The organism is Streptomyces daghestanicus (assembly GCF_020521275.1).
Lineage (GTDB): Bacteria > Actinomycetota > Actinomycetes > Streptomycetales > Streptomycetaceae > Streptomyces > Streptomyces griseoviridis.
Map to the genome: position 1 here is coordinate 43,088 of NZ_BNDX01000018.1, position 21,918 is coordinate 65,005.

The 21,918-nt window shown below is 75.1% G+C and carries 19 protein-coding genes and 1 tRNA gene; 6 read left to right on the plus strand and 14 right to left on the minus strand.

All coding sequences use genetic code 11. The features are described 5' to 3' along the window. Positions 1–4 precede the first annotated feature (4 nt). Entirely contained in the window at positions 5–364 is a 360-nt protein-coding gene (gene mnhG / locus Sdagh_RS32885) for a monovalent cation/H(+) antiporter subunit G (RefSeq protein WP_189416280.1), read from the plus strand. Positions 365–462: 98 nt separating this feature from the next. Here mnhG and Sdagh_RS32890 read toward each other — a convergent pair whose 3' ends face one another. The 5 genes from Sdagh_RS32890 to Sdagh_RS32910 all read right to left on the minus strand — a co-directional run bounded on the left by Sdagh_RS32890 (position 463) and on the right by Sdagh_RS32910 (position 3,710). After that, on the minus strand, positions 463–990 hold the full coding sequence (locus tag Sdagh_RS32890) for an NUDIX hydrolase family protein (RefSeq protein ID WP_189416283.1): 528 nt from the start codon (positions 988–990) through the stop codon (positions 463–465). An 81-nt stretch (positions 991–1,071) separates the two neighbouring features. Continuing rightward, positions 1,072–1,743, minus strand: a complete 672-nt coding sequence (locus tag Sdagh_RS32895) for an HhH-GDP family DNA glycosylase (RefSeq protein ID WP_189415981.1) — start codon at positions 1,741–1,743, stop codon at positions 1,072–1,074. A gap of 2 nt (positions 1,744–1,745) precedes the next feature. Then, complete coding sequence (locus tag Sdagh_RS32900; protein WP_190077047.1) at positions 1,746–2,078, minus strand: DUF3140 domain-containing protein; 333 nt, start codon at positions 2,076–2,078, stop codon at positions 1,746–1,748. A 50-nt stretch (positions 2,079–2,128) separates the two neighbouring features. Further along, entirely contained in the window at positions 2,129–2,611 is a 483-nt protein-coding gene (locus Sdagh_RS32905; RefSeq protein WP_189415984.1) for a Dps family protein, read from the minus strand. A 289-nt stretch (positions 2,612–2,900) separates the two neighbouring features. After that, positions 2,901–3,710 carry an alpha/beta hydrolase gene (locus Sdagh_RS32910; protein WP_190077046.1) on the minus strand — a complete coding sequence of 270 codons (810 nt, stop codon included), beginning with the start codon at positions 3,708–3,710 and terminating at the stop codon, positions 2,901–2,903. Between the two features lie 163 nt (positions 3,711–3,873). Between Sdagh_RS32910 and Sdagh_RS32915 the strand changes: the two genes are divergently transcribed. From Sdagh_RS32915 to Sdagh_RS32925, 3 genes are all read left to right on the plus strand, one after another. Next, positions 3,874–5,061: a thiolase family protein gene (locus Sdagh_RS32915; RefSeq protein ID WP_189415986.1), complete on the plus strand. Its 1,188-nt coding sequence runs from the start codon at positions 3,874–3,876 to the stop codon at positions 5,059–5,061. A gap of 60 nt (positions 5,062–5,121) precedes the next feature. Continuing rightward, positions 5,122–6,636: a long-chain-fatty-acid--CoA ligase gene (locus Sdagh_RS32920; RefSeq protein ID WP_190009380.1), complete on the plus strand. Its 1,515-nt coding sequence runs from the start codon at positions 5,122–5,124 to the stop codon at positions 6,634–6,636. A 62-nt stretch (positions 6,637–6,698) separates the two neighbouring features. After that, on the plus strand, positions 6,699–7,466 hold the full coding sequence (locus Sdagh_RS32925; RefSeq protein ID WP_190077045.1) for a sulfite exporter TauE/SafE family protein: 768 nt from the start codon (positions 6,699–6,701) through the stop codon (positions 7,464–7,466). A 62-nt stretch (positions 7,467–7,528) separates the two neighbouring features. Here Sdagh_RS32925 and Sdagh_RS32930 read toward each other — a convergent pair whose 3' ends face one another. The 3 genes from Sdagh_RS32930 to Sdagh_RS32940 form a co-directional block, all read right to left on the minus strand. After that, on the minus strand, positions 7,529–9,610 hold the full coding sequence (locus Sdagh_RS32930; protein WP_190077044.1) for an MDR family MFS transporter: 2,082 nt from the start codon (positions 9,608–9,610) through the stop codon (positions 7,529–7,531). Positions 9,611–9,670: 60 nt separating this feature from the next. Next, positions 9,671–10,447, minus strand: coding sequence for a precorrin-6A synthase (deacetylating) (cobF, locus tag Sdagh_RS32935; RefSeq protein WP_190077043.1), 777 nt, complete (start codon positions 10,445–10,447; stop codon positions 9,671–9,673). A gap of 115 nt (positions 10,448–10,562) precedes the next feature. Further along, positions 10,563–11,054, minus strand: a complete 492-nt coding sequence (locus Sdagh_RS32940; RefSeq protein ID WP_190077042.1) for a DUF309 domain-containing protein — start codon at positions 11,052–11,054, stop codon at positions 10,563–10,565. Between the two features lie 102 nt (positions 11,055–11,156). On the opposite strand from Sdagh_RS32940, the gene Sdagh_RS32945 reads away from it, so the two are divergent. Further along, positions 11,157–11,230, plus strand: a tRNA-Pro gene (locus tag Sdagh_RS32945). Positions 11,231–11,935: 705 nt separating this feature from the next. Here Sdagh_RS32945 and Sdagh_RS32950 read toward each other — a convergent pair. The 6 genes from Sdagh_RS32950 to absR1 form a co-directional block, all read right to left on the minus strand. Beyond that, a complete protein-coding gene (locus Sdagh_RS32950) occupies positions 11,936–12,277 on the minus strand; it encodes a plasmid stabilization protein (RefSeq protein ID WP_189416012.1) in 342 nt (113 codons plus the stop codon). 146 nt (positions 12,278–12,423) lie between these two features. Then, positions 12,424–12,639 carry a hypothetical protein gene (locus Sdagh_RS32955; RefSeq protein WP_189416015.1) on the minus strand — a complete coding sequence of 72 codons (216 nt, stop codon included), beginning with the start codon at positions 12,637–12,639 and terminating at the stop codon, positions 12,424–12,426. A gap of 252 nt (positions 12,640–12,891) precedes the next feature. Continuing rightward, positions 12,892–15,102 carry a S9 family peptidase gene (locus tag Sdagh_RS32960; protein ID WP_190078068.1) on the minus strand — a complete coding sequence of 737 codons (2,211 nt, stop codon included), beginning with the start codon at positions 15,100–15,102 and terminating at the stop codon, positions 12,892–12,894. Continuing rightward, positions 15,099–16,880, minus strand: coding sequence for an N-acetylglutaminylglutamine amidotransferase (locus Sdagh_RS32965; protein WP_189416027.1), 1,782 nt, complete (start codon positions 16,878–16,880; stop codon positions 15,099–15,101). Before Sdagh_RS32965 ends, Sdagh_RS32960 begins: the two co-directional genes overlap by 4 nt. 152 nt (positions 16,881–17,032) lie before the next feature. After that, complete coding sequence (locus tag Sdagh_RS32970) at positions 17,033–18,211, minus strand: carboxylate-amine ligase (RefSeq protein WP_189416033.1); 1,179 nt, start codon at positions 18,209–18,211, stop codon at positions 17,033–17,035. Between the two features lie 675 nt (positions 18,212–18,886). Next, complete coding sequence (absR1, locus tag Sdagh_RS32975) at positions 18,887–19,972, minus strand: beta-glucuronidase AbsR1 (RefSeq protein WP_189416036.1); 1,086 nt, start codon at positions 19,970–19,972, stop codon at positions 18,887–18,889. A 103-nt stretch (positions 19,973–20,075) separates the two neighbouring features. Here absR1 and Sdagh_RS32980 point away from each other — a divergent pair, with 103 nt between their 5' ends. Further along, complete coding sequence (locus Sdagh_RS32980; RefSeq protein ID WP_189416287.1) at positions 20,076–21,890, plus strand: LuxR family transcriptional regulator AbsR2; 1,815 nt, start codon at positions 20,076–20,078, stop codon at positions 21,888–21,890. Positions 21,891–21,918 lie beyond the last annotated feature (28 nt).

Below are 21,918 nucleotides of genomic sequence, written 5' to 3' on the forward strand. Positions count from 1 at the left end.
CGCGGTGAACGCCTGGGCGGAGGCCGCCGATCTCGCCGGTGCGTTCCTGCTGCTGCTCGGCTGCTTCCAGAGCCTGCTCGGCGTCATCGGCATGCTCCGCTTCCCCGACGTGCTCTCCCGCAGCCACGCCGCGACCAAGCCGCAGACCCTCGGCCTGCTGCTGGTCCTGGCCGGCGTCGCGCTGCGGCTGCGCGACGGCATCGACCTCGGCACCCTCGCGCTGATCGCCTTCTTCCAGTTCCTCACCGGCCCGGTCGCCTCCCACCTGGTGGCCCGCTCCGCCTACCGCACCGGGCAGACCGGCAGCCGGGGCCTGCTCCGCGACGACCTCGACCCCCAGCTCAGCGACGAGGACGGCCGCTGACGCCCCGGGCGGACGGACGGCGGACCGGACGGCCGGGCGGGCGCCCGCTGAACCCCGTACGGCATCCGCCGGAGTCCACCGGGCGCCCGTACGGCGTCTCAGAGGACGCAGCCCACGTGGGCCAGGGCCTGCTTCAGCAGGACGCCGTGGCCACCGGGCATCTCGCTCTGCACCGCGGGTGACAGCGCCTCCTGCGGGCTGAACCAGACCAGGTCCAGCGCGTCCTGCCGGGGCCGGCAGTCGCCGGTCACCGGCACGACGTAGGCGAGGGAGACCGCGTGCTGGCGCGGGTCGTGGAACGGGGTGACGCCCTGGGTCGGGAAGTACTCGGCGACCGTGAACGGCTGGAGCGCGGCCGGGACCCGCGGCAGCGCCACCGGGCCGAGGTCCTTCTCCAGGTGCCGCAGCAGGGCGTCCCGGACCCGCTCGTGGTGGAGCACCCGGCCCGACACCAGGGTCCGGCTGACCGTCCCGTCGGGTCCGATGCGCAGCAGGAGGCCGACGCTGGTGACTTCGCCGCTGTCGTCCACCCGCACCGGCACGGCCTCGACGTACAGGATGGGCATGCGGGCGCGCGCCGACTCGAGCTCGTCGGTGGTCAGCCAGCCCGGCGTGGTTTCGGTCATGTCAGCCATCGCTTGATCATACTTTCCGGACCCGTCGCGGGGGAGTCCGTCCGGGTGGCGGGCACCGGCGTGTCCCGGCCGTCAGCCCGCCCGTTCCCGGACCCTCCCGGTCACGTCCCGGACCAGGTTCTTGTCGAGCGAGGCGCGGACCAGCGCGGCGGCGAGCACGGCCGGTTCGGTCCGGCCGGCGGCGGCCAGGAGACGGCCGGGGTCCTCGGGCAGGCCGAGCCGCCCCGCGCCCTGGAGCGCCTTGCGGTCCAGGTAGGGGGCGGCTTCCGGCCACACCCGCTGTACTTCGCGCAGGAAGATGCCGGCACCGGTGGGGCCGACGCCGGGGAACTCCTGGAGCAGCCGGCGCAGCGCGGACACGTCGCCGCCGGCCTCCGCGCGGAGCCGGCGCAGGTCCCCGCCCCAGCGGTCGGTCAGCAGCTCCGCCTCCTCGCCGAGCTGGGTGGCGGTGCGCTCGTCGTAGCGCCGGTAACCGCCCCGGCCCAGCGCGTCCACCCGCTCCTGCCAGGAGGCGCCCGCCATCCGGGCGGGGTCGCGCAGCCCCGCCTCGCGCAGGGCGCGGGCGGTGGCCACGGCGACCGAGCCCCGGATGCGGGCGCTGAGCAGATGGGCCAGCACCAGCGACTGGTACAGCGGCTGCGGGGTGTCCGCGAGCCGGATGCCCGCCTCCTCGGCGTACGTCCGGCCGTGCGCGGCGACGAGTTCCCGCAGGACGTCCCGTGCGTCGCGCGGGTCGCGGTCCACGGCTACGGCTTGAGCGGGTCGTGGCCGAGGGTCATGAGACGGTGCCGGCGGCGGGTGTCCTCGGCCACCGGTTCGTTCTCCGCGTCCGTCTCCTCGGTGACCGTCTCCACCACGTCCCGCATCACGCCCAGATCGGCCTCGGTGAGGTCGGTACGGCGTTTCTGCAGGATGGCGAGGACATGCTGCCCGGCGGACGGACCCGCCCGGTCCGGCAGCGGCTCGGCCGTCTCGCAGGCGTCACTGACCCGCAGCCAGGCGGCCAGTTCGGCGGAGGTCATGTTCACCACGCGGTGGAAGTCCTCCCACAGCGTGTCGAGTTCGAGGGCGTCGGCCATGAGGTGCCCCTTCGGGTGGTGCGTACGTGCGGTACCGGCCGGGGGGCCGGTCAGTCCCCCTTCGGCCAGTTCTCCGCGTCGAACATCCAACGCTGCTTCTCCAGCTCGGCGGTGATGGAGATCAGCAGGTCCTGGGTGACCGGGTCGGGCTCGTCGGTGACCTTGATCCGCTCGCGCAGGCGGGCGATGGCGGCCCCCAGCGTCTCGGTCATCAGGGCGACGGCGTCCTCGTCCCGCACCCAGCCGTCCTTCGGGGAGGGCAGCGTGAACGCGGTGGCGATGGTCTCCGGGCGCCCGTCGGCCGGGATTCCCAGGGCCGACGAACGCTCGGCGACGGTGTCCGCGAACTCCCGGGCCGAGGCGACGACCTCGTCGAGCTGGAGGTGGATCGAGCGGAACCGCGGCCCCACGATGTTCCAGTGCACCTGCTTGGCGATCAGGGAGAGTCCGAGAAGATCCACGAGCGTGCTCTGCAACGCCTCCCCGGTGACCTGACGGGCCGACTCGGGAATCGTGCTCTTCACGACAGTCATACGGTGCTGCTCCTTGCGGCGTCGACGATGGTGGCGGAGCGGCGCCGCGCCCCGGCCGCGTGCTGCGGGTCCGGGGGCCGTCCGCCGGCCGGCGTGGCTGCCGGACGGGGGACGGACACCGGGCGCCGGGCACGGCCGGGCCCGCGGGGTCCTGCGGGTCGATGCCCTCCCCTGCGGGGCCGTACGGCGCGACCGCTCCATGACCCACCGGGTGCCCCGGCGGCACCTGCGCAAACCCGGCCGGGGGCGCCCCGCGGCGGGCCGGCCCGCCCGCCCGGCCCGCGCCGATTCAGCCGGCCGGCACGCCGTCCAGGAAGCCCGTGAGGTCGGCGAACACCTCGTCGCGGTGGGTCTCCAGGAACACCTCGTGCCGGGCGCCCGGATAGATCCGCGCCGTCAGTTCCCCGCCCGCCAGCCGCTCGACGCCGGGCCGGCTGCCCGCGAGCGGCACCAGGCGGTCGTCGCCGCCGTGCAGCCACAGCACCGGGAACCGGCCGGCCGGACCGCCGTCGGCCACGGTCTCCAGCGTCCGCACGAACGCCTCCACCGTCGGCCGCTTCATCGGCCCGTGCCACACCAGCGGGTCCGCCGCGTACGAGGCACCCACCGCCGGGTCCCGGGAGAGCGCGGCCGGGCTGACCGGGGTGTCGGGGATCTCCTCCAGGGCGAGCAGCCGGCGCGGCAGCTCCCAGTCGCCGATCACCGGTCCGGACAGCACCAGGGCCGCGAGGTCCGCCGGGTGGCGCTGCGCGTACCGGGCGGCGATCAGTCCGCCCATGGAGTGCCCGGCCAGGACGACGGGCAGGCCCGGGTGGGCGGCGCGGGCCAGGTCCGCGGCGGTCCGCAGATCGGTGACGACGTCCTCGAAGTCCTCGATCAGCACCCGCTCGCCGGCCGAGCGGCCGTGCCCGAGGTGATCGGGCCCGTACACCGCCGCGCCGTGCCGCGTCAGGACGCCGGCGACCTCCTCGTAGCGGCCGATGTGCTCGCCGTAGCCGTGCGCCAGCAGCGCCACGTACCGCGGCCGGGCGGCGGGCCACTCGCGGACGGCGATCCGCCCCCGGGTGCCGGACAGGGTGTGCTCACGGGCCTCGGGCATCGGTCCTCCAGCTGGGCCGGTGAAGGGTCTCGGGGGATCTTCCCAGGGAGCCGCCGGGCGGTCTATAGTCCGAAACTAGCAGTGCTAATTAATGGTCGCCGTGGACCGGACCGCCCGCCTGGGCGGGCCGCCGGCGGCCGAGCGTCGACGGTCAGGAGTCCCCGTGCGTCCCGTCCACTTCGCGGCCGCCCGCCGCACCCCGATCGGCAAGCTGCGCGGCGCCCTGTCCACGGTGCGCCCCGACGACCTCGCCGCGATGGTGATCCGCGGCCTGATGGCCGACGTGCCCGCGCTCGACCCCGCCCGCGTCGACGACGTCCACTGGGGCGCCGCCAACCAGGCCGGCGAGGACAACCGCAACGTCGCCCGCATGGCCGCCCTCCTCGCCGGCCTGCCCGACTCCGTCCCCGGCGCCACCGTCAACCGCCTGTGCGCCTCCGGCATGGAGGCCGTCACCACCGCCGCCCGCGCCATCGCCGCCGGCGAGGCCGACATCGTGCTGGCGGGCGGCTCGGAGTCGATGAGCCGCGCCCCGTTCGTGCTGCCCCGCCCCGACGAGGCGCTCCCGCACCGCATGGAGACCGCCGACACCCGGCTCGGCTGGCGCCTGGTCAACCCCGCGATGGAGGAGCTGCACGGGGTGCTCGCCATGGGCGAGACGGCGGAGGAGGTCGCCGCCCGCCACGGCATCACCCGCGAGCGGCAGGACGCGTTCGCCCTGCGCAGTCACCGGCTGGCCGCCGAGGCCCGGAAGAACGGCCGCTTCGACGCCGAACTGCTCCCCGTCACCCGCCCCGACGGCGTGACCGTCACCACCGACGAGTGCGTCCGCGAGGACACCACCGCCGAGAAGCTGGCCCGCCTGAAGCCGGTGTTCCGGGCCGGCGGCACGGTCACCGCGGGCAACGCCTCCCCGATGAACGACGGCGCCGCCGGCCTCCTCCTGGTCAGCGAGGACGCCCTGCGCGACCTCGGCCTGGAGTCCCTCGGCCGGTACGTCGCCGGCGGCTCCGCCGGGGTCCACCCCGACGTCATGGGCCTCGGCCCCGTCCCCGCGACCCGCAAGGTCCTCGCCCGGGCCGGCTGGAGCGTCGCCGACATCGAGGAGGCCGAGTTCAACGAGGCGTTCGCCGCCCAGGCCCTGGCCTGCGTCGACCAGCTCGGCATCGACCCCGCCCGCGTCAACCCCGACGGCGGCGCCATCGCCCTGGGCCACCCCCTCGGCTGCTCCGGCGCCCGCGTCCTCACCACCCTGCTCCACCGCATGCGGCGTACGGGGGCGGCCCGGGGGCTGGCCACCATGTGCGTCGGCGTCGGCCAGGGCAGCGCGGTGCTCGTCGAACGGCCCTGACCCCCGCCGTACGGCCCCTTCCCGACCCTGCAGAGCCGCAAGGAAACGGAGCAACACTCCATGGCAACCCTCTCCGTCGCCGCGATCCTCGCCGAGAACGCCCGGCGCCGCCCGCACAAGGAGGCCCTCGTCGAAGGCGACCTGCGGCTCACCTTCGCCCAGGTGTGGCAGCGGGCCCTCGCCCGCGCCGGCGCGCTCCGGGACCTCGGCGTCCGCCCCGGGGACCGGGTGGCGCTGATGGCACCGAACACCGCCGAGTTCCCGCAGGCGTACTACGCCGTCGCCGCGGCCGGCGCGGTCGTCGTACCGGTCCATCTGCTGCTGTCGCCGGAAGAGGTCGAGCACGTCCTCACCGACAGCGGCGTCACCCTGCTGCTGTGCCACCCGGCGCAGGCGGAGACCGGCGCCGCGGCGGCCCGCGCGGCCGGCGTCCGCGTCGTCACCCTGGGCGAGGAGTTCGCCAAGCTGGCCGCCGACGCCGAGCCGCTGCCCGCGTACGTCACCCGCGACGCCGACGACCCGGCCGTCGTCTTCTACACCAGCGGCACCACCGGCGTCCCCAAGGGGGCCGTGCTCAGCCACTTCAACCTGGTGATGAACGCCACCGTCAACGCCTTCGACGCCAACGACATCCGGCCCGACGACATCGCGCTCGGCGCGCTGCCCCTCTTCCACGCCTTCGGCCAGACCGTCTCCATGAACTCCGTCTGGCGGGCCGGCGCCACCCTCGTCCTGCTGCCCCGCTTCGACGCGGGCCGCGCCATCGAGCTGATGGTGGCGGAGCGGGTCAACACCTTCCACGGCGTGCCGACCATGTTCGTCGCCCTCGCCGCGGCCGCCGCCGGCGCCGGGGGACTGCCCGAGCTGCGGGTGTGCGTCTCCGGCGGCGCCTCGCTGCCGGTCGCCGTGCTGGAGCGGTTCGAGGCGGCCTTCGGCGCCAGGATCTACGAGGGGTACGGCCTGTCGGAGACCTCCCCGGCGGCGGCCGTCAACCAGCCGGTGTTCGGCGCCCGGCCCGGCACCATCGGCCACCCCCTGTGGGGCGTCGACGTGGAGATCGCCCGCGCCGACGTCGAGGACCGGATCGAACTGCTGCCGGCCGGCGGACTCGGCGAGGTCGTCATCCGCGGCCACAACGTCTTCTCCGGCTACCTCGGCCGCCCCGAGGCCACCGCGGAGGCGCTGGTCGACGGCTGGTTCCGCACCGGTGACCTCGGCACCAAGGACGACGAGGGCTTCCTGCGCATCGTCGACCGCAAGAAGGACGTCATCATCCGCGGCGGCTACAACGTCTACCCGCGCGAGGTCGAGGAGGTCCTCGCCCGGCACCCCGGCATCGCGCAGGTCGCCGTCATCGGCCTCCCGGACGAGCTGCACGGCGAGGAGGTGTGCGCGGTGGTCGTGCCCGCCGCCGAGGCGGCCCCGGACGCGGCGGCGATCACCGAGTGGTCCAAGGAGCACCTCGGCCGGCACAAGTACCCGCGCCGCGTGGAGTTCACCGACGCCCTGCCGCTCGGCCCGAGCATGAAGGTGCTCAAGCGGGAACTGCGCGCCCGGTACACCGCCGCCGGGTAGGGACCGTCCGGCGAGACGGTCCCGGCGGTGCCGGCCGGATGCGCATAGCATCAGCCCTCGTAATGGACATGATGACGCACCTCACCGGCTGGGAGTTCGCCGCGCTCGCCTGCGCCGCCCTGCTCGTCGGCTTCTCCAAGACCGCCGTGAGCGGGGCCAACACGGTCAGCCTCGCGATCTTCGCCGCGGTCCTGCCCGCCCGCGCCTCCACCGGCGTCCTGCTGCCCGTGCTGATCGCCGGGGACGTGCTGGCCGTGCTCACCTACCGGCGGCACGCCCACTGGCCCACGCTCTGGCGGCTGTTCCCGGCGGTCGGGGCGGGCGTGGTCGTCGGCACGCTGTTCCTGCTGTGGGCCGACGACGGTGCCGTACGGATCTCCATCGGGGTGATCCTGCTGGCCATGTCCGGGGTGACGGTGTGGCGGCGGCGCACGGCGGAGACCGGGGAGCCGGCGGAGGACACCGGGTCACGTGCGGGCCGGCTCAAGGCCCGCTCGTACGGCGTCCTGGGCGGCTTCACCACCATGGTCGCCAACGCGGGCGGACCGGTGATGTCGATGTACCTGCTCTCGGCGGGCTTCCGGAAACTGGGCTTCCTCGGCACCTCCGCCTTCTTCTTCCTGATCGTCAACGTCTCCAAGCTGCCCTTCAGCGTGGGCCTCGGCCTGGTCGACGGGGACTCGCTGCTCCTCGACGCCGCCCTCGTGCTGTTCGTAGTGCCCGGCGCGCTGCTGGGCAAGTGGGCCGTGCACCGGATCGACCAGAAGCTGTTCGAGCGGCTGGTCATCGCCGCGACGGTCCTCGGCGGCCTGCAACTGCTGCTGCGCTGAGCGGGCAGCGGGCAGCGGGCAGCGGGCGGGTGAGCGGCCGGCTGCTGGTGAGCCGCAGGGGCTCAGGCACCGGCGGTCGCGCCGACCGGCGGCCGGGCCCGCTGCGGCAGCCCGCTGCTCAGGTCCTCCACCAGCAGCCGCTTGGCGATCGCGTCGACGGCCACCCGCACCTCCGCGTCGCTCGGCCGCCCGATGTCCCGCTCCACCCGCTCCTCCAGCCACGAGGTCCACGCCCGGGTGATCACGGCCGCCTCACGGGAGCCCGCCCCGGTGTGCGACAGCAGCGAACCGTCCCGGGTCAGATACCCCTCCTGCACCATGCGGTCGAAGACCGGCAGCAGCACCTCGGGCGGCATCCGCCGGCGCGCGGCGATCAGGCCGAGGCTGGCGTGCCCGACGAGCCGCGTGAACAGTTCCACCTGCATCACCGCCCACGCGCCCGCCACGTCCAGCCGGGTGTCGCTCTCCGTGACGATCCGCCGCGCGGTGTCCAGCCGCGTACTGCCGATGATCTTCCCCACGGTCGACTCCAGCACCCGCCGGGAGTCGGCGTCGCTCGGTGAGGCGAAACCCTCGCCCATGTCGGTGGACCCGGCTCGCGCGCTGTCCCGCAGCCGCACCTGCTTGAGGAAGAGCGCCACCACGAACCCGAGGGCCGCGACCGGCACCGTCCACAGGAAGACGGTCTGGATGGTGTCCGCGTAGGCACCGATGACCGGTGCCGCCGCACGGGCAGGCAGCTCGTGCACGCCCTCCGGACTGGTCGCCGCCCGCGCGATCGTGGCCGGATCGGCGGCCCCCGTCGCCGCCGCCGCGGCGATCCCGTCCCGCAGGTTGGGGGTGAGGGAGTTGGCGTAGATCGTGCCGAAGACGGCGGTGCCGAAGGAACTGCCGAGCGTACGGAAGAAGGTGACACCGGAGGTGGAGGTGCCCAGGTCGGCGTAGTCGACGGTGTTCTGCACGGCGATGATCAGCACCTGCATGCACAGCCCGATCCCCGCGCCGAGCACGAACATGTACAGCGACTCCAGCGCCGCGCCGGTGTCCGGCCCCATCAGGGACATCAGGTACAGCCCCAGCGCCATCACCAGCGCCCCCACGACCGGGAAGAACCGGTACCGCCCGGTCCGGCTGACCACGGTGCCGCTGAGGATGGAGAAGGCGAGCAGCCCGATCACCATCGGCAGCGTCCGCACCCCCGAGACGGTGGCCGAGTCCCCGTCGACGTACTGGAGGTAGCTCGGCAGATACGTCATCGCGCCCAGCATGGCGAAGCCGACGACGAAACTGAGGATCGAGCAGACCGTGAACACCGGGTTGGCGAACAGCCGCATCGGCAGCATCGGCTCGGCCGCCCGTGTCTCCGCCCGGCAGAACAGCGCGAGCGCGAGGACCCCGCCCGCGAACAGGCCGATGATCACCGGCGAGCCCCAGGCGTACTGGTTCCCGCCCCAGCTCGTCGCGAGGATCAGCGCGCCGGCCCCGATCGCGACCAGCGCGATGCCCGCATAGTCGATCACCGGGCGGACGGCCGACTTCACCACCGGGATGGTCCGGGCGGCGGCGATCACCACGACGACCGCGATGGGGACGTTGACGTAGAACGCCCAGCGCCAGGTCAGATGGTCGGTGAACAGGCCGCCGAGCAGCGGCCCGATCACCGTGGCCACCCCGAACACGGCCCCGATCGCGCCCTGGTACTTGCCGCGTTCGCGCAGCGGGATGACATCGGCGATCAGCGCCATCGCGGTCACCATCAGCCCGCCCGCGCCGATGCCCTGCATGGCCCGCCAGACGATCAGCAGCGTCATGTTCGTGGCCAGCCCGCACAGGAACGAGCCCACGATGAACACGATCGCCGACACCTGGAAGACGATCTTCCGCCCGAACAGGTCGCCGAACTTCCCGACCAGCACCGTCGCGACGGTCTCGGCGAGCAGGTACGACGTGACGACCCACGACATGTGCTCGGCGCCGCCGAGATCCGAGACGATCGTCGGCAGCGCGGTGCCGACGATCGTCTGGTCGAGGGCGGCCAGCAGCATGCCCAGGACGATGGTGACGAAGACGACGTTGCGGCGCCGCCGGTCCAGTACCGGCGGCTGGGCGGCGGCGGTCCGTGGCGTTTCCTCGGCGACTGTCACACGGCCACGATCACATCGGTGGCCCGGCCACGCATGCGGTGGCCGTCCGCCCGGGTACGCCTACCGCCCGGACGGGTTGCGGCGCAGCAGATACGTGTCCATGATCCAGCCCTTGCGCTCCCGCGCCTCGGCGCGCAGCCGCTCGATGCGGGGCGCCGCCTCGGCGATCGGGCCGGAGGCGAGGATCTCGTCGGGCGTGCCGAGGTAGGCACCCCAGTAGATGTCGACGTCCTCGTCCAGGTACCGCAGGAACGCCTGCCGCGCGTCCAGCATCACCACGACGTCGTCCACCCCGTCCGGGAACCCCTCCTCCGCGAGGCGCCGGCCCGTGGTGATCTGCACCGGCCGCGCGACCCGGTTCAGCCCGGTGCGGTGCCGGGCGGCCAGCGTGGAGACGCTGCTGATGCCGGGCACGACCTCGTAGGAGAACTCCACCGTCCCGCGCCCCAGCACCTCCTCCAGGATGCCCAGCGTGCTGTCGTACAGGGCGGGATCGCCCCACACCAGGAACGCGCCGGTCTCGTCCTCGCCCAGCTCCCCGGCGATCAGCCGCTCGTAGATCCCGGCCCGCGCGACGCGCCAGTCCTCGACGGCGGGGGAGTAGGCCGCACCGCCCGCCGTGCGGTCCCGCTCCGGGTCGCGCGCCTCGACGACGCGGTACGTCCCGTCCGGCACGTGCGCGTCGAGCAGGTCCCGGCGCAGCCGCGTGAGGTCGGCCTTCACCTCGCCCTTGTCCAGGACGAAGAACACGTCGGTGCCGCGCATCGCCCGGACCGCCTGGAGGGTCAGCTGGTCGGGGTCGCCCGCGCCGATACCGATGACATGGATCTTCCGCACGTCCCGAGTCTGCCGTACGCCTCCGGCGGTTCCGGTACCGGCCCCCGCACCGGTCGTCCCTGCCGTCCCTGCGGACCGGGCCGGCGGGTCGGGCCGGGGCGCGGGGCCGCCGGGGTCAGCCGCGCAGCCTGGGGGCGCGTGCCGCCGCGTCCACGGCCGTGCCGCCGCGCTCCACGTCTCCGGCCAGCTCCCGCGCCCACCCGGCGACCGAGCCGAGGTCGATGCCGTACGGCCGCCGCTCGGCCGCCCCGGCGGCCCACGCCTCGACGGCGCCGGCGCCGCGCCGCAGCAGCCGTGGACCGCCCGCGACGTTCCCCCGGGCACAGTGGGTCAGCCCCACGGCGAGCTGGGCCAGCCCCCGCCACAGCTCCCGCTCCTCGGGCGGCCCCGACTTCCAGGCGTCCTCGAACACCTCGTGCGCGTGGAAGGGCTTGCCCTCGTCCAGCAGCCGCTGCGCCTCGGCGACCGTCTGACCGGGCGCCCGCACGACGCCCTCGGGCTGCCGGGGCACCCCGTCCGCGCCGTACGGCAGCGGCCTGCCGAGCCCGTCCCGCGGCCGGGCGTTGCGCGCCCGCCCCTCACTGTCCCGGTCCCGTGTGCTCTCCATGAGCCGATTGTCCCGCGCGGAGCCGTTTCGGGCCCACCCCGCTGTGTGCGGTAAGGTACTGACCGCGTGATCGCACGGCACCCACCGCGTGCGCGAGCGCATCGGGACGTGGCGCAGCTTGGTAGCGCACTTGACTGGGGGTCAAGGGGTCGCAGGTTCAAATCCTGTCGTCCCGACTGGAGACAGTCGCGGGTGAGGGCCGGTTTCGGAGTGATCCGAAACCGGCCTTTGATCATTCTCGGGGACCAGTCGGGGACCAGTCGGGGAGCCGAGGCGCACATGGGGACGCTGCTGCCTTGTCCGGCCGAGCGGCGGCGGCTGACGCGCGGGACGGTGCATCGATCCCAGACGGAAGGAAGCCGCGAAATCGGCGACCGGAGGCAGATCAGCGGTGCGCTCGTCCGGATCTCGGCCGGGTCCAGGACCAACGTGTGGGATGTCAACGCAGGCGGAGACATCTACCGCTACGCCGACAACGGCGCCAGTCCTGGGCGCAGGTCCCCTGGGGCCTGACCGACATCGGGGCGGCTGCGGACGGGACCGTGTGGGGTGTGAACGCGGCCGGCAGCATCTACCGCCCCACCGGCGATCTGCCCGGCTGACCCGCTTCCGCTCGCACCTCACCGCCCGCGCCGAGGCCGGTCACGCCCCAGGGCGTGACCGGCCTCGGCGCGGGCGGGAACCGGCGGGCGGGAACCGGCGGGCGGCCTGCCGACCGGACGATCCCCGCCCGCAGAGCGCTCACCCGCCGCCGTCGGGACGGCCCCGCGCGAACGGCGCCTGCCCGCGGGGACACTGGCGGTCCTGCTCACGCTGCACGCGCTGGCCCCGCTGTGGACCGCCGCACACCCCGAGGAGGTGCCGGCGCCGTCCCGGACGGGTCAGTTCCGGCCGAGGGCCTTCGCGAGCTGGTCCTTGTTCATCGTGGACCTGCCCTCGACCCCCTTCTTCTTCGCCTCCTGGTACAGCTGCTCCCGCGTCGGGCCCCCGCCGGAGCCGCCGCCGCGGGAGGAACGGGACTTCTCGCCGCCGCGCTGCGACGGTGACTTGCCCTTCAGGGAGCTGCGGCTCGCGGAACCGGCCTCGCCGGACCGCGCCCGCTCCTTGTTCACGGTCCGGGCGGCGATCTCCTTCGCCCGGCCCTGGGACGCCCCGCGCTGCTCGGCGCTGTCCTTGATGTGCTCGTACTGGCGTTCCCGCTTGGGGCTGGATCCCGCCGGCATGATCGCCTCCTCCTGATACCGGTCGTGCGTTACGTTCCGACCCGCTGGACACCGGGCGGTTCGCCCGGCACGGTGACCGGACGGCCGCGTCCGGCGCCGGTCCCGACGGTCGGGTGCCCGGACGGCGGCCGGTCACCCGTGGACGGCTACTTCTCGTAGGTAGCGAGGGCCAGCCCCAGGCCGAAGAAGGTGGGCGCCCACTCGCCGACGAAGATGCCCCAGCGGTCGGCCCGTTCCTCGCCCTTCTTCTCCACGCCGCGCGAAGCGCACCAGGAGAGGACCGACAGACCGATGGAGGCGAAGCCGGCGGCGTAGGCGTGCTCCGCGCGGAGACCGGATTCGTGCAGCTTCTTGACGATCATCAGTGGCTCGCTTCCTGTGGAGGGGAAAGGTGTTCGTCCCCATTGCAGGTCATGGCGGGGCCGTTGGCGACCAGGGACGTCCAGGCGGCGGAACCGGCCGGTCCGCGACGCCGCCCCGCGCATCCCGAGACGCCCCCGGGCCGCACGAGGTGTGCGAGGCGGGCGAGCGGCGCCCGGAGAAACTCACGACCAGGTCGCGGAAGGAACGGCGCACCCGCCGCGCACCGGCGCCGGGTTCGCCGCGACGGCCGGTCAGCCGTCCAGATGCCGCCGCAGCCAGTCCGCGGCCGTCCGGCGGAACAGCCGCCGGTTGTCCGCGCGCTGGAACTCGTGCCCCTCGTCGCGGAGCGTGAGCAGTTCGGCGGCGTGGCCGCGGGCGCGCGCCGCCCTGACGAACTGCTCCGACTCCCGCGGCGGGACGTTGGTGTCGTGTTCCCCGTGCACCGCCAGCACCGGCACGCGCAGCGCGTCGATGCTGTTCAGGGGCGACAGGGCGCGCAGCAGCTCGCGGTCCCGCTCGGGATGGCCGTACTTGTGCGCCGCTGACTGCGCGATCCACGGTTCCGTCTCCTCGAAGAAGGTCGCGAAGTCGGACATCCCGCAGACCGCCACACCGGTACGGAAGAGGCCGGGATGCCGGACGAGGGCCGCGAACGTCAGGTAACCGCCGTACGAGCGTCCCATGACGGCCAGCCGGGTCGGGTCGGCCGGACCGGCCAGTACGGCGTGGGCGGCGCAGTCGGCGACGTCGTCCAGGGCCGCGAACCGGCCCGCGCCCAGATCGGCGTCGACGAACGACCGTCCGTGGCCGGACGAACCGCGCACGTCGGGTGCGAAGACATCGATGCCCCGGCCCAGGATCTCGTGGTACAGCGGATCGAAGACGGGGCGTTCCTGCTCCTCCGGACCGCCGTGCAGGTGGATCACGCACGGGGCCGGCTGCGCGGGGCCGCGGCCCGGCGCACGGTAGTACCAGCCGCTCAGGGGCAGACCGTCCCGGGCCGTGAGGCTCAGCGGCACCGGCCGTACGGGCGGCCGGCCCGGGGGGACGGCGTCCTCGTCCCTCGACGACCACGGGGTCCGCAGCAGGGTCCCGTCCTCGGCGAGCCACCACACGCCGGGCCGGCGCCGCGAGCCCGACAGAGCCAGCCCCAGTGCCCCCGGACCCGCCGGAGTGATCCGGGTGACCACCTCGTGCGGCAGGGACACGGCACGCGCGAGGCCGGGTCCGGCCGCCCCGGCCTCCCCCTCGGCCCCTCGCGCCCCGGACACGCCGACGACCTCGAGTTCGCACGCGCCGCGCACGTTCCAGGCCAGGACGGCGGCGCGGCCGTCGTGGGCGAGCCGCAGCAGTTCGAGGTCACTGTCCTCGCGGGCGGCCACCACGGACCGGTCCAGCGGACGCCCCTCGGGGTCGAGACCGACGGCGACCAGGGCCGCGAACTCGCGCCCCGCGTCGCTGCGCAGCCAGACGGTGTCCGCCCGGCGTGAGAATGCGCCGATCCACGGATCACCGTCCGCCACCGGCACGACCCCGGTGGTGGCGAGATCGGCGGTGCGGACGACGACCGCCGCGCGCCGTCCGCGCGGACCGCGGCGCAGCAGCGCGAGCCGTCCGTCGGAGCTGAGGTCGCACACGCGGAGCGTCGCCGCGTCCCGCTCGGTGGCGAGGAGCACCGGCGCGGCCGAGCCGTCCGGGTCGATCAGGTAGGCGGACAGGCCGTCCCCGGAACCGGCCACCGAGGGCGTCCGGCCGGCGTCCGGCGCCGCCCCGCCCGGTCCGCCGCCGGACACCGGCCCGGGCTCCTCCCCGGCGACGGCCGGGGCACCGAGCAGTACGGCGTGCCCGTCCCGTCCGGACCAGCCGGCGGCCGGCCCGGCGCCCCCGCCCGTCCCGCCCGTCTCGTCCGGGTGGAGGGCGGTGCCCCGGGGACCGGGGGCGAGCGCCGGCACGGCCACGGTGACCGCGAGGGCCGATCCGTCGTGGGCCCAGCAGCCCAGGTGGGCCGAGGTGCCCGGTTCGGCGCCCGCCAGGACGTGGCGGCCGGTGCCGTCGGGCCGTACGCACAGCACCCGCTGCAGCTCACCGCCGCCGGGGGCCGTGGTGTACGCGATCCAGCGGCCGTCCGGCGACCAGGACACCTCCCGTACGGGGTCCGGCGTCGAGTCCAGCAGCCGCACCTCGGCGCCGTCCACGGGGCCGGTCCAGAGCTGGGGCGAGCCCCCTCGGTCGCAGATGAACGCCAGGTGCGCCCCGGCCGGGTCCGCCGAGGGGTACCAGCACCCGTGCGCGGTGAGCCGTGTCGTGGCGTCCCGGGGTCCGGAGGCGTCGGGCAGCGGCACCCGGGCCGGGGCGGGCAACGGCACGGAGGCCGCGGCCCCCCGCTCACCGCCGGTGTCCCGCCCGCCGGACACCGTGCCGCCGGAGCCCCGCGTCCCGTACGGGGAACCGTCCCGGGTCATACGCCGTGTGTCTGCAGCCATATCTCCAACAGCGCCACTTGCCACAGGGCGTTGGCCCCGCGTTTCGTACGGTGTGCGTCGGGCGCCGCCAGCAACTCGGCGACGTACGACTCCCGGAAGAGTCCGCGCCGCCGCGCCTCCGGAGCGCCGAGGGCCTCGCGGACCCTGGTCAGGACCGGCCCGGCCATGTGGGTGATCGCGGGGACGGGGAAGTACCCCTTGGGCCGGTCGACCACCTCCAGCGGCAGCAGTTTGCGGCCCGCGTCCTTGAGGACGCCCTTGCCGCCGTCGGCCAGTTTGAGTTCCGGCGGGCAGGCGGCGGCCAGCTCCACCAGCTCATGGTCCAGGAAGGGCACCCTGGCCTCCAGACCCCAGTCCATGGTCATGTTGTCGACCCGTTTCACCGGGTCGTCGACGAGCATGACGTGGGTGTCCAGCCGCAGCGCGGCGTCCAGCGCGGTCGGCGCCCCCGGCGCGGCCATGTGCGCGCGGACGAAACGGCCGGAGACGTCGTCCGGCGCGAGGAAGTCCGGGTGCAGCATCCGGGCCAGGTCGGCGTGCGGGCGGTCGAAGTACGTCTCGGCGTACCGGGCGGGTGCCTCGGCGCGGGCGACGGACGCCAGGTCGGGGTACCAGTGGTAGCCGGCGAAGACCTCGTCGGCGCCCTGCCCGCTCTGCACGACCTTCACCTCCTTGGCCACCTGCTCGGAGAGCAGGTGGAAGGCGACCACGTCATGGCTGATCATCGGCTCGCTCATCGCCGCGACCGCCCCGTCGAGGGCCGTCGACACCCGTTCCGAGGGGACCCGGAGCTGGTGGTGGTCGGTGGCGAACTCGCCGGCGACCAGGTCGGAATACGCGAACTCGTCGCCCTGGGCCCCGCCCTCCGACTCGAAGCCCACACTGAACGTCGCCAGGTTCCGCTGGCCCTCGTCGGCGAGCAGCGCCACGATCAGACTGGAGTCCAGGCCGCCGGAGAGGAGCACGCCCACGGGCACGTCGGCGACCATCCTGCGCCGCACCGCCGTGCGCAGCGCGTCCAGGACGGCGTCCCGCCACTCGGCGCCGGTCATGTCCGCGTGCTCGGGGCGGCGGGTGTACGACGGCTGCCAGTAGTGCCGGTCGCGGTGACTGCCGTCCGGTTCGATCACGCGCACGGTCGCCGGCGGGAGTTTGCGCACGCCGTTCAGCACGGTGCGGGGCGCGGCCACCGTCGCGTGCCAGCTGAGGTACTGGTGGACGGCCGCCGGGTCCAGCGAGGTGTCGACGCCGCCGCCGGCGAGCAGGGCCGGGAGCGACGAGGCGAACCGCAGCCGCCCGGGGGTCCGCGCCAGGTACAGCGGCTTGATGCCGAGCCGGTCGCGGCCCAGGACCAACCGGCCGGTGCGGTGCTCGACCAGCGCGAAGGCGAACATGCCGAGGAGACGGTCGACGCACTCGACGCCCCACTGCCGGTACGCCGCGAGGACGACCTCGGTGTCGGAGGTCGACGTGAAGCGGTGGCCGAGCCCCCGCAGCTCCTCCCGGAGCTCCTGGTAGTTGTAGACGCACCCGTTGAAGACACCGGTGACCTGCTCGTCGGCGTCCGTCATCGGCTGGGCGCCCTGCTCGGACAGGTCGATGATCTTGAGTCGCCGGTGCCCCAGGGCCACCGCGTCCCGCGTCCAGATGCCCTGTCCGTCGGGCCCCCGGGCGGTCAGCCGGTCGCTCATCCGCCGCACGGCCCCGACGTCGGGCCGTCCGCCGTCGAAGCGTATTTCACCGCTCAGGCCGCACATCGCGCACCACCTCCCCGGTGTGCGCCGGGGGTCCGTGGCGCCGCTCCGGGCGGGCGACCGCCGATCAGGTCCTGGGCCGGGCTGGTCGACATGAGGGTGTGACTCCTTCCGGGTGGTGGGCGGGGCGGAGGTCCGTCCGGTGACGTCCGTCCTCAGCGGCCGGGTACCCCGGCCCGCCGGGCGCGGAGGGCGCCGGCGGGTACGGCGGGCGGCGGCGTGCGTCCGGCTGCCGGGCGGGCGCCGCGGCCACCGCCCCGGGTCTCGGCCGCCAGATGGTCCGTGCAGGCCGCCAGGCCCCCCGCCGCGGCGGCACGGCGCGCCCGGCGGGCTGCCCCGCCGTCCGCCAGCGCCTGTTCCGCGAGCGTCCGCAGCGTCTGCCGGTCGCCGTCGGCCGTGAGGACCGGGCGCACCTTGTCCAGCAGCGCGTGGACGACATCGGCCGCCGCCGCCTCACGGCGCGTGACCGGGTGGACCAGGCCGTCCTCCAGCCCGGACCTGGCGGCCCGCCAGGTGGCGGCGCGCAGCCACTCGTGCCGGCCGTCGCAGCGGGGAGCGGACGGGCCCGCCTGCCGCAGACACGCCTCGGTGACCAGCGCCCGGAACAGACCGGCGACGAGCACGACCGTCTCCGCCCGCGGGCAGGAGTCGCAGACGCGCAGTTCCAGGGTCCGCTGATGGGCCGAGGGCCGGATGTCGTAGTAGATCATTCCCGGATCGCTGATGACCCCCGAGCCGACGAGGCCGCGCACGGCCGCGTCGTAAGCGGCGGCGTCGGCGAAGCAGCCGGCCGGCCCCGCGGTGGGCCACCGCTGCCACAGCATGGTGCGCCAGCTCGCGTAACCGGTGTCGGCGCCCGACCAGAACGGGGAACTCGCCGACAGGGCGAGCAGCACGGGAAGCCACGGTGACACCTCGCACATGACGCGTACGGCCGTGTCCCGGTCGGGAACGTCGACGTGGACGTGGGCCCCGCAGATGAGCTGCTCGTCGGCGACCCGCCGGTAGTCGTCGGCCATCCGCGCGTAGCGCGGGCCGGCCGTGGTCAGGGTGTCCTCCGGGCGTCCCAGCGGCACCGTGCCGGCGGCCACCACGGCCAGCCCGTGCGCCGCGGCCGCCGCGTCCAGGGTGCGCCGGGCGGCGACCAGATCGCTGTACAGGCCGTACAGGGACGTGTGCACCGCGCTGTTGGTCTCGACGGCCGCCCGCTGGAGCTCCGTCGTGAAGCTCCGCTGCGGCAGTCCCTCCAGCACCGGGCCGGCGCAGGGCGCGAGACGGCCCGTGCCGGCCCGCACGAGATGGAACTCCTCCTCCACGCCGATGCGAACGGTCACGACGACTCCTGGTGACGGACGGGTACGTCTCCGGTCGTCCACCGGCGGGAGGCCCCGCGCGGAGGACGAAGAACCCCGGACTGTCCACCTCGGGGTTCCCACCTGCCCCACGGATAAGCGTCCGGGCCGGCCCTCCCGGTCGGTCCGCCCCGGCCACCGTCGTCCTGGCCTGCGCTCGGTGTCTTCGTCTCCTGTCCGCCGGTGGTCGGGGCCCCGGCGGCCCTGCCGGTCCCGCACGAGGCCCTCGGCGCCGGTACGGACGCAAGACGGTCCACGTCGCCGGTCCGGCGTTCTTCCGCGCCGGTTCCGCCGTCCGCCTCACCGCCGGCGGTGTCGTCCGGGCCCGCGCCGGGCCGGCGCTCACCGGTGCCGGCACCGGTCGCCGACCGCGCCCGTCGCCGGCGGGCCGACGAGCCGGACCGCCCCCGTGCCGCTGTTCGTCACCGGCCCGCCGGCGGCGGCGCCGAATCGCCGTCGCGCTGATCGGCGTACGACACGGTCGGGCCCGGAAGTACGGCGCCCGTGGAAAAAGGGCGCCGGGTCCGCCGACCCCCGTGCGGCGGACCCGGCGCCAGGCGGCCGGGCCGCGTCTCCCTCCCCCGAAGGCGACGCGACCCGGCCGCACCCCCGGCGCCGGTCCAGGGCGCCCCCCCGCCGGTGCGGCGGCCGGTGCTGTCACCAGCACATGACCGCCGTCTCGCCCGAACCCCACGAGGAGTACAGGCGGACCCGGACGACATAGCGGCGGCCCTTGACGAGCCGCGCGCGGAGTGTGGCGTTGTGCGGCGTCCCGCCGTCGTCCCGCCCGACGAGGTAGCGGGGTTCCCCGTCCCGCTCCTCGAAGACCACGACGACGGCGTCCGCCTCGCCGAAGATCCCCACGGTGTAGTCGCGGGTCTCCGGCGGTTCGATGACGAGGTCGGCCTGCTCCCCCGAGCCCAGGCCGAGCGGCACCGAACGGAACGGCACCAGGGCCGACGCCCCCGCGGGGTCGGCCGGCGGGTACCAGCGGAGCGCGAACTCCTTGTCCGCCGCCGAGAGCGTCCCCGGCGGATGCAGCCCCCCGCGGTACTGCTCCGGCTCCAGGACCAGCCCGGACGAGAACGGATACTCCATGATCGACTGCGGGTCCCAGACGGCCCCGTTGACCTCGTCCGCGTCCAGCTTGCGCAGGATGTTGACGTACGTCCGGTCCCGGCTCCAGTGGTTCGGCGGACCCGCCAGCTCGGCGTAGACGGCCTCGTCGTCCCAGTGGAGGCCGGCGAACGGACTCTGGTGCTCGTGCAGCATCCCCAGCGCGTGCCCGATCTCGTGCAGCGCCGTCGCCCGGTCGCCGAACGCCACCAGGTCCCAGCCGAAGTTCATGGTGCGCTCGTGCACCCCGGTCCGCAGGGCGTCCCTGCCGACCGCCGACCACGAGCCGTCGCCCGCCTGGAAGCCGATCCGCAGCTCCGCCTCCGAGCGGTCGCCGACCTCGGCGAAGACCAGGCCGATCCCGAGGTCCTGCCACTCGCGGAAACAGGACCGCACCAGACCCCGCTGCTCCTCGCCGCCGGCCCACGGCACCCGGCGCGTACGGCCCGTCCCCGGGACCGTGATGACCGAACCGTCGGCGTCGCCGTCGAAGAAGTAGTAGTGCAGCACCGTGCCGTTGACCCACATCCGCCGCCCCCCGGCGAGCGCGCCGAGCCGCTCGGCGGCCAGCCCCGGCGGATACGCGGGGGCGGGCTGCTGCGGCAGCGAGCAGTAGCGGGCGGTCATGTGATCAGCGTGCCGCCCGCACCGCCCCGGCGCCTGAGTCAGGGGCTACTCAACTGCCCGTGTATCAGGACTGAGTACCCGGGCTCCTGTTGGTGTGACGAGCATCGACACGAGGCCCGGGGAACCGGGCGCGCAGGGTACGAAGTCCCCCGGCCGGGCCTGGCCGTTCACCGGCCGGGCGGACGAACTGGAGCGGGTGCGCCGGTCGTCGGCCGCGGGCCGGCCCGGACTCGTGGTCACCGGACCGGCGGGCCGCGGCAAGACCCGGCTGGTCACGGAGGCCCTTCGCGGCACCGACCACGTCCGGGCGGCCGGCACGCCCGAGACCCGCCACCTCCCCTTCGCCGCCTTCGCGCACCTGCTGCCGGAACCCGTCACGCTGCACCGCGCGGTCCAGCTCCTCTCCGGTGCCCGGCTGCTGCTGGTGGACGACGCCCATCTGCTCGACGACGCCTCCGCCGCGCTGATCCACCAGCTCGCCGTGCACGGCCGTACCCGGCTGCTGGTCGTCGTGACCGACGGCACCGCCGTGCCCGAGGCGGTCTCCCGGCTGTGGACCGGCGAGCTGCTGCCCCGTCTCATCCTCGACCCGCTGCCCCCGCAGGAGACGGCCGAGCTGCTCACGGCGGCCGTCGGCGCCGCCCCCGAGCCGCTCACCGCCGACCGGCTGCACCGCCTGTGCCGCGGTGATCTGCGGCTGCTGCGCGAACTCCTCGGCGCGCTCCGCGAACAGGGCCCGTTCGGCACGGACCCGGACACGGGGGAGTGGGCCTGGCGCGGCCCCGTCCCGGTCACCGCGACGCTGCGCGAACGCACCGCCCCCGTGCTGGGCCGCTCCGCCCCGAAGGAGCGGGAGACCCTGGAACGGCTGGCGTTCGCCGAACCCCTCCCGCTGGACCTGGACGACCTCGAACTGGACGTCGCCGAGCGGCTGGAGACCGAAGGTCTGATCCAGGTCGACGACGCACAGGGCACGGTCCGCCTCGCCCACCCCCTGCACGGCCCGGTGCTCCGCGCGACGGCCGGCCGGCTGCGGGCCCGCCGCCTGACCCGCGCCCCCGGAGGCTGCGGTCGCGCCCTGGAGGCGGAGACGGCCGCCCTCGTCCGGCGCGTCGAGCGGGCCGACGTACGCGACGCCGTCATGCCCGTGGGGGAGTGGCTCGTCGCCGAGGGCGCCCGGCTGCCGGCCGGGGACGCCGCCGTGCGCGCCCGGTTCGCCCGGCTGCGGGGCCGGCTACGGGAGGCGGCGGCGTGGGCCCGCGAGGGACTGCGCACGTCCCCCGGCGACCCGGCCTGCCGCACCGAACTCGCCCTCGTCCGTGCCCAGTCCGGCGAGCCCGTGTCCGGTGGCGCGGGTCCCGCCGCCGTCTGGGCCGCCGCCGCGCGCGGCGACCTGGCCCCGGCTCTCGCCGCCACCGACCTCCCCGACGCCTACGACGCGGTCCGGCTCGGCGCGCCCGAGCCGGCCGCCGGGCGGCTGACCGGGGTGTTCGCCGCCCACGCGGACGCCCTGGCCCGCCGTGACGGCCCGGCCCTCGACCGGGTCGCCGGGGAACTGGAGCGGCGCGGCTTCCTGCTGTTCGCGGCCGAGGCGTACGCCCAGGCGGTACGCGCCCACCGGGACGCGGGCGCGGCCCGGACCGCCCGGACCCGCGCCGTCGGCCTGGCCCGCCGCTGCCAGGGCGCCCGTACGCCCGCCCTGGCCGGGCTGGTCCTCGGCGAACTCACCGCGCGGCAGCGGCAGATCGTCACCCTCGCCGCCGCCGGCCTCAGCAACCGGCAGATCGCGGAGCGGCTCACGCTCTCCGTCCGCACGGTCGGCAACCACCTCTACAGCGCCTACGCCCGCCTCGGCGGCGGCGACCGCGGCGCGCTGCCCTGGCTGGTGGAACCCCCGCGGACCGACGCGGCGGCCTGACCGGCGCCCGGCACCGGGGCGGCCGGTC